We start from the raw sequence: 7,804 nt of genomic DNA on the forward strand, positions 1-7,804 counted from the left end.
TCGCCATAAAAAACGGGACGCTGAACGTCCCGTTTTTTATGCGAGTAAATAGATCAATGACTAAACGAGAGGGAGGCAGCTGTACGCAGGTTAGTCGACCGGGGAAACTAGCAAAGCCGGCGGATTCTGGCGTACCCGTAGGCAACGTCGCAAGGGTGGTGGTGACGTGGTCTCTGTATCAGCCGGCTGCCGGTCAATTGCTGCCGGTCAGCACGGGCAGAAAGCGGCCGCGACCTTGCCGATCAACTCCACACACCCGGCATCAATCGCGACGCGCGCCCTGACTGGAACTACTTACCACCCCAGGTGGTGTCCGTCACGATGTACGCAAGCCGTTGCGTCTGGCCTTGATGGTCAATGTATTCCATGGTCACCGGATAAACTGCATCCTCGACGGGTGTTGCCGTCACCGAGACCACCTCGGCGATATCCAGGTGCATCCCATACTTATACTGAGTGTCGGCGACAGGTGACGGGCTGACGGCCAGCACCGGACCTGTAGTCAGCACCAGCATGACGAAACACAATGTTTTTTTCATTTTCGTTTCCTCAGTATTTCTGTAGCGCTTCGCATTCCCTGTCCAGTTGATCGAGTGACTGCCTGAGTCACTTTTGTGGTCGATGCAATCAACCAGTATGGACCCGTGATGGGTAACGCGCCCCATCAGGCGCGACTATAGATAAGCCGCGATCTCCTGCTCCGCCTCCTGGAAGTACGAACGGATGATACTGAACGACTGCTTCGCAGCGGGTGTCAGTGTCCGATGCCGGATCGTTACGATGCCCAGGGTCAGGTCTAGTTCAAAGGGTGGCTGCACATTAAGGATTGCGACGGACTTTTCCCTGAGCAGTTTGATCATGGCGAGGAAGGTGGTGGGAAAAAGCACGTCGGTACTGAGAATCAGGTCGTGCGCCGTCTCGATGTTATTGATGCTCGCGGCAAAGTTGGTCTCGATGGGCAACTGCATGCCATAGAGATGGGCCATCTTCAGTGCCAACATCTCACTGATGTATCCCGAGCCGATCAGCGGGTACTCTTTGAGGTCATCCATGGTCAGGCCCTTGCGCCCGGCCAGTGGGTGCCCGGCCCGGGCGAACCAGCCAAAACTGCATGTGTACAAAGGCTCGGCCATTAGCTCCGGGTAGCGGGCTGCCGCACCAACATCACCAATGAAGAAGTCGAGCTTTTCCTTTTGCAGGGCGTCCAGCAGCACATCGGTACTGTGTACCTGAGCCTGGATCTTCAAGCCCGGGCCCGTAGCAAGCAGTTGCCGGATTAGCGAGGCCAGGAAGTCAAGGGCAACCGAGGAGCCCAAGCCGAACGCGAGCGGACCATAGGCCCCATTCTTCATCAGATTCAGCGTTCGCGCCCCGTCACGCTCTTCGAAAACGATGCGCTTTGCCCGCTCGAGGTATTCCATCGCGAATGGCGTGGGATGCAAGCGACGATTAGTCCGGTCAAAGAGCGACACCCGCAGTTCGTCCTCCAGCGCCTTGATGCTTCTGGAGAGCGCCGGTTGACTCAGGTGCACCGCATCAGCCGCAGCGCTGAGCGATCCGGTGTTCATCAGGGCAAGAAAGTGCTGCAACTGTCGGGTGTTCATGGGTTTCTCACTTGCAGTTAATGCATGAAATCTGAATTTATTATGCAATTTACCATGATTTAACCATCTCATAGACTGGGTTCTCGTTTACCCCTACGGGACTTGACCATGACCAGATCGCCACTATTCGCGGACGGTGCCAGACCACTTGTTGCCATCGCCACCGATCGCGTGGATCGCTATGGCCATCCTGCGCATACCTTGCTGCACGGCTACGTGGACGCAGTGGCGAGTACAGCTCGCGCATTGCCCTTGGCGCTGCCCGCTGATCCCGATGCCATCGACTTCGACAGCCTGCTGGCCAACGTCGATGGGCTGGTGCTCACCGGCAGCCCGTCAAATATTTCGCCTCTGCGTTATGGCGGCACCGCTACGCCGGACATATCGACGCTGGACCTGGCCAGAGACGCAACGGTTCTACCGCTCGTCAGAAGGCTGGTGGATGCAGGGGTCCCGGTATTGGGCATATGCCGCGGCTTCCAGGAGATGAATGTTGCCTGGGGTGGCACGCTGGACAGTGCCGTTCATCAGCGCCCCGGGGCCATTGACCACCGCGAAGGTGACCATTCCAGACCCATTGTCGAGTGGTATCAGTACAGTCACGGCATCAAGGTTGCTGCGGGTGGACTACTGTCCCGACTGCACGCCGCGGATGATGCGCAAGTCAACTCCTTGCACCATCAAGGCATCGCAAGGCTTGGGACTGGCCTGACTGTCGAGGCCACCGCACCGGACGGGCTGATTGAGGCGTTTTCGGTCACTGGCGCCAGCAGCTTCGCCCTGGCGGTGCAGTGGCATCCGGAGATGCGCGTGCACGATGACCGACTGTCCCGCGACATATTCGAGGCATTTGGTGATGCCTGCCGACGCCGCCGCGAAACGCGCCTGCGTTCAATCGTACACGCTGCACACGTCGAGACTTTGACTTCATGATGAACGCAGAACACATCGACGATCTATTCAGTGATTCGTATGCACAAGCACGCGAAAAGTTTTTTGCGGCTGCCAACCAGCGAAGCCTGTCGATCGACAGCTATGAGCTGAATCTCAAGGGTGGCAGGGACGAAACGCTGGCAACGGATGTCGTGTTCGACGGTCCAAGGGACGCTTCCAAGGTGCTGATCGTGCTCAGTGGCGTCCATGGCGTGGAAGGTTTCCCTGGATCGGCCGTGCAGACTGGCGCACTACAGCTCGATCCGCCCAAGCCGGACGACACGGCGATTCTCTATGTTCACGCGATTAACCCGCACGGCTTTTCCCACCTGCGCCGAGTGACCCAGGAAAACGTAGACCTGAACCGTAACTTTATTCAGTTCGACGGTCCGCTTCCGGAAAACGAGGGTTACCACGAAATTCATGAGGCCCTGCTTCCTGCGCAATGGCCCCCCGAGGATGATCAGGTATTGCAGCAATACCGTATGACCCACGGTGACAAGAAGTTCCAGTGCGCCATCTCCCTGGGCCAGTACCATTACCCGGATGGCATGTTCTTTGGTGGACTGACGCCGACCTGGAGCAACACCACCTTCCGGCAGATCCTGCGTACCTATGCGGCAAACGCCACGGTCATCGCTTCTGTGGACGTCCATACCGGACTCGGCCCCTATGGCTACGGGGAAAAAATATTCGCCACCCGCGACATCTGCACCCTGGAGAAAGCCAGGAACTGGTGGGGTGAGATCACCGACGTACATGCCGGCAGCTCTACCAGCGTGCCGATGAGCGGCCCCATTCAGGTGGCCATTTCGCAGGAATGCCCAGCGGCTAAACACATCGGCATCTGCCTGGAGTTTGGTACCTACCCGATTGAGCAAATAATCACGACGCTGCGGGCTGATCACTGGGTTTTCCGTCACGGCAAGCAGAACACGGCGCAAAGCAGCGAGATCACCCAACGACTCAAGGATTTGTTCTACCCCAACCACGCGGACTGGAAAACACCCGTTTGGACGCAAGCCAGCCATGTCGTGACTCAGGCACTACAAGGGCTGGAAAACTGGTAAGGGCAAACATCGGAAAACAGGGACTTGTTTAAGATTAATTCTAATAAATACAGAGATCTTGATCTATGAACTACTCGACAGTATCGATCACTGAGAACCCGAGTGAGGAAAGTCCTGAAATGGCAATTCCACACCCCACCCTCAGCAAGAAATCAGTTGCCGCCGCGGTGGCTGGTAATGCGCTCGAGTTCTATGACTTTGTCATCTATGCGTATTTCGCAATCTACATCGGCAAAGCCTTTTTCCCGGTGTCAGGCGAGTACGGCAGCCTGATGGCAGCGGCAGCGACCTTTGGCGTCGGCTTTCTCGCGCGGCCACTGGGCGGTGTGCTGATCGGCACCTTTGCCGACAAGGCCGGGCGCAAACCGGCAATGATCCTGACAGCGGCCCTGATCACCCTCGGCACGCTGGGCGTCGCCATCACGCCGAGCTACGAAACGATCGGTATCGCGGCCCCCATCTTCGTGGTTTTTTGCCGTCTGCTGCAGGGCCTGGCCCTGGGCGGCGAGCTGGGTCCTGCGACCTCACTGTTGATTGAAGCTGCACCCCCCGGCCGCCGTGGCTTCTACGCCAGTTGGCAAGTCGCCAGCCAAGGCTTGGCCGTTGCCGTGGGTGGCATGCTCGGGGTGGTGCTGTCCCTGAGCCTGAGCACTGAGCAATTGGCGAGTTGGGGCTGGCGGATTCCGTTCCTGCTGAGCCTGGTGCTGATCCCTCTGGTGGTGTACATGCGCAAGTCCCTGCCCGAAACCCATCAGGACACGCAAGAACGCAGCGGTAGCGCGATAGTCGGCGAGGTGCTGCGTAACCACAAAAAGATTTTGATCCTCGGCATGATGCTGTTCGCCTCGATCGCGGTCGCATCGCAGATTGGCAACTACATGGTGAGCTACGCGGTACAGGTCCTGAAGCTGCCGGCAGCGGTTGCTCAAAGCAGTGTACTGATCGGTGGGATTGTGACCTTTGCCTTTTCCCTGATTGGTGGGCACCTGAGTGATCGTTACGGACGGCGCCTGACCAACATTTTGCCTCGGGTCGCGCTGACCTTGCTGATCGTCCCGCTGTTCCTGTGGCTCACGGGTTCACCAAGCCTGGTCACGTTGCTAACCGTTAATGCGGTACTTGCAGCCCTGACTGCCATGTTTGGCGCGGCGGGTATCGTCCAGGTACCGGAGCTGTTGCCGATCGCTGTGCGCAGCACCGGCCTGTCAATTACCTATGCCATTGGTGCCGCGATATTTGGTGGCAGTACCCAATTCATCGTCACTTGGCTAATTGCTGCAACCGGCAGCCCCATGGCCCCCGCCTGGTACTTGGTCGGTATCAGCATAGTTAGCCTTATTGCCATGCGGATGCTGCCTGAATCACGTGACACCAACGTTCAGGAATAACCGCTGGCACCCCGTGGAAGATTGAATTTTTGCGAAGAGGGAGTTTGAAAAGCGCTCAAAAAGCGCCTTCGGCCTCCCTATAAAACAATAACAATAATTTCAGACGTTTGTCTGTTAACACCACAGTTATAGGCACAGTCAATGTACCGCACAGAAAAGTTGCCAGTATGGTCGGCGGGTATGCTCGCGGCTGTTATTTCAGCGTCGCCGGTTTATGCAGAGGAACATGGGTTTGCCAAAGACAGCACCCTGACGCTCAATACCCGTCAGTGGTATTCCCATGAAATCGGCAGCAAGGCTGTGCACTTCCGCGCACAGACCAATGAAGGCCCCCGCGCGGTGCGAGACCGTACTGCCTGGGTGCAGGGTTTCAAGCTGGATTACATATCCGGTTTCACTCAAGGCCCCCTGGGGTTTGGTCTCGACGTCTCAACCTATTCGGCAGTGGCGCTGGAGCGCAGCCAGCTGGCAACGGCTGGCGGCAGCAACCGCGTGCTGGTGGACAAGGACGGCAATGTGGTCGACGACTGGAGCAAAATCGGCGTGGCGGCGTTGAAGGTAAAACTCGCGCAGACAACGCTCAAAGTCGGTCGGCAGCAGATGTCCAGAACGCCGGTCATGGGTTACGCAGACACCCGGACTCTGCCTGCTTCCTTCGACGGTGTTTCGCTGGAAAGCCATGATATCGACGGTCTGACGGTCAAGTCCGGGTACTTTGACAGAGCATCCCCCAGGACCGGCGCGGGCACTCAGGATCTGACCCCGACCTATACGTACAGGCACGTCACCGGCGATTTCATTGCCTACGGTGGCGCAGACTACGTGACCAAAGGCGGATGGCGCGCCAGTGCCTACCTGTCGCGCTTCGACGATATCTGGGACCGTGAATACTTCGGTCTGGGCAAGAAATACCAGTGGGGCCCGATCAGTACCGACATGCAGTTGGATGTCTATAACACTCAGTCGAGTGGAGCCGAGAAAGGGGGTTATATCGACCAGCAGGCCTACGGCCTGAGCGTCGCCCCGACCTGGAAAAACCATACGCTGAAGTTTGGACTGCAGAAAATCGATGGCGACGAATTCTTCGACTTTGTCGGTGAGTCGAATGCGATCAACCTGCCCAACCTCGGGCTCTCGAACTATAACGGGCCAAACGAAAAGTCGTTCCAGGTTAATTATATGACCGACTTTGCCGCTTACGGCCTGCCAGGCTTGAAGACCTCTATTTGGTACATCAAGGGCTGGGGCATCGATGCTACCCACTACAATGGTGGCTCAAACGGAATGTATGCCGACTTTAAAAAACAGGACAACGAAAACGAGTATGAAGTCGGCACGCTGGCCAGCTACACCTTGCAGTCTGGTAATTTCAAGGGTGCGAGTGTGATGAGCGGCTATGTCTGGCACCGGTCCAGCCCACTCCAGCTGGAAAACAATATCGAAGAGTTCCGCTTGATTATCAACGTTCCCTTCAAAATTCTGTAACCCGAGCAAATGCCAGTAATCAGCAATACTGGAGGAGAATAAGGCGCGTACGGACTTATTCTGGTTTTGTATAAACAGGGTAGCTTTTGATTCAAAAGCACTCACTGCTTTTGGCCGTTTTCTGTCTCTCGCCAAGGGCAGCAATCGGCCCAGAGTGTGTCAAAACGCCTTCGCGAACCCTTGCTATGATTTCTGAGGATTTCATCGCAGGGATCGCCCATGAGCGCGTTATCCGAGGTGAACATCGAGGCCAAGGCACCTTACTTCCAGAGAGCCTCGACGACTACATCAGCGATACCAATCCGGTGCGCGTAGTCGACGTCTTTGTCGACGAACTTGATCTGGTCAATCTGGGTTTTGAAGGTGCCGTTCCAGCCGATACTGGCCGGCCCGCTTACCACCCCGCGATCATGCTGAAGATCTACATCTATGGCTATCTCAACCGCATCCAGTCGATGCCGACGTTTGGAGCGAGAAGCCCAGCGCAACGTCGAACCAATGTGGCTGATCGGGCGTTTTGCACCCGATTTCAAGACCATCGCCAACTTCCGAAAAGACAACAGCAAGGCCATCCGAGGCTTCTGTCGCCAGTTCGTTGTGCTGTGTCAGCAGTTGGGACTGTTCGGAGAAAATCTGGTCGCTTGTCACGATGCCGGCATCACCGCCTATGTGCCCAAACCGATGATCTCTGGAGCCAAGGCTGACGGGCGTTTTAATAACGATGCGTTCATCTATGACGCGGGAAAAACCAATACATCTGCCCGGCTGGAGAGGCGCTGATCTGGTGCGGCGCACTCCCTGACCCGAAAACGGGCCGGGGTGAGCGCGGTGATGAGTTTGAATGTGCTCGCCTACAACCTGAAACGGGTCATGAAAATCAACGGTACTCACGGTTTGATGAAGGTGCTGTTGGCATAAAAAAGGCTGGTTTTGGCCCATCCCTGAGGCTGTAAAAACAGCGTTGACGTGTTCTAGGTCGAGACTTATGCGACCCACGGCGTTGACTGCGCAATCGCTCAGCCAACGAACGTCGATGATCGAAAGCGATGAGGCCATGAGCGTTTTTACACACTCTGGGCCAATAGCGGACGTTGACGGAGGTCTCCTTTCGCAGGGTTGTCCGTCAGATTTGTCCAGGAAACCCGGGGCGCTCAGTCCGTCGGCTGGCGTGGGGGGGTGGACAAGGACGCGGCCTGTCAACCCCGGTGGCTCAGTCGCTGATGTCTTCCGCGTAGTGGCAAGCCACCTGGCGGTTATCGAGAGGGCGCAGGGCTGGCTCTTCGGTGCTGCAGCGCTCGGTGGCATACGGGCAGCGCTTGTGGAA

General features: G+C 56.8%; 6 protein-coding genes and 2 pseudogenes. 5 read left to right on the forward strand and 3 right to left on the reverse strand.

Annotation, left to right across the window (positions count from 1 at the left end; all coding sequences use genetic code 11):
• Window positions 1-290: 290 nt before the first annotated feature.
• Window positions 291-539, reverse strand: a complete 249-nt coding sequence (locus C7534_RS19755) for a DUF2790 domain-containing protein (protein WP_223524968.1) — start codon at window positions 537-539, stop codon at window positions 291-293.
• A gap of 135 nt (window positions 540-674) precedes the next feature.
• On the reverse strand, window positions 675-1,604 hold the full coding sequence (locus C7534_RS19760; protein WP_158283928.1) for a LysR family transcriptional regulator: 930 nt from the start codon (window positions 1,602-1,604) through the stop codon (window positions 675-677).
• Window positions 1,605-1,712: 108 nt separating this feature from the next.
• On the opposite strand from C7534_RS19760, the gene C7534_RS19765 reads away from it, so the two are divergent.
• From C7534_RS19765 to C7534_RS32865, 5 genes and pseudogenes are all read left to right on the forward strand, one after another.
• Window positions 1,713-2,537, forward strand: a complete 825-nt coding sequence (locus C7534_RS19765) for a gamma-glutamyl-gamma-aminobutyrate hydrolase family protein (protein WP_077431897.1) — start codon at window positions 1,713-1,715, stop codon at window positions 2,535-2,537.
• Window positions 2,534-3,607 carry a M14 family metallopeptidase gene (locus C7534_RS19770; RefSeq protein WP_223524964.1) on the forward strand — a complete coding sequence of 358 codons (1,074 nt, stop codon included), beginning with the start codon at window positions 2,534-2,536 and terminating at the stop codon, window positions 3,605-3,607. Before C7534_RS19765 ends, C7534_RS19770 begins: the two co-directional genes overlap by 4 nt.
• A gap of 119 nt (window positions 3,608-3,726) precedes the next feature.
• The gene (locus C7534_RS19775; RefSeq protein WP_223524962.1) at window positions 3,727-4,995 is read left to right on the forward strand and encodes an MFS transporter; all 1,269 of its coding nucleotides are present in this window, start codon (window positions 3,727-3,729) and stop codon (window positions 4,993-4,995) included.
• Between the two features lie 141 nt (window positions 4,996-5,136).
• On the forward strand, window positions 5,137-6,480 hold the full coding sequence (locus tag C7534_RS19780; RefSeq protein ID WP_077431894.1) for an OprD family outer membrane porin: 1,344 nt from the start codon (window positions 5,137-5,139) through the stop codon (window positions 6,478-6,480).
• A gap of 185 nt (window positions 6,481-6,665) precedes the next feature.
• Window positions 6,666-7,122: pseudogene (locus tag C7534_RS32865) on the forward strand (transposase); the annotation flags it as partial.
• A gap of 568 nt (window positions 7,123-7,690) precedes the next feature.
• Here the strand turns inward: C7534_RS32865 and C7534_RS19790 are convergent.
• Window positions 7,691-7,804 (reverse strand): annotated as a pseudogene (locus tag C7534_RS19790) (dipeptide ABC transporter ATP-binding protein); the annotation flags it as partial.

This window comes from Pseudomonas sp. OV226, assembly GCF_003148705.1.
GTDB lineage: Bacteria > Pseudomonadota > Gammaproteobacteria > Pseudomonadales > Pseudomonadaceae > Aquipseudomonas.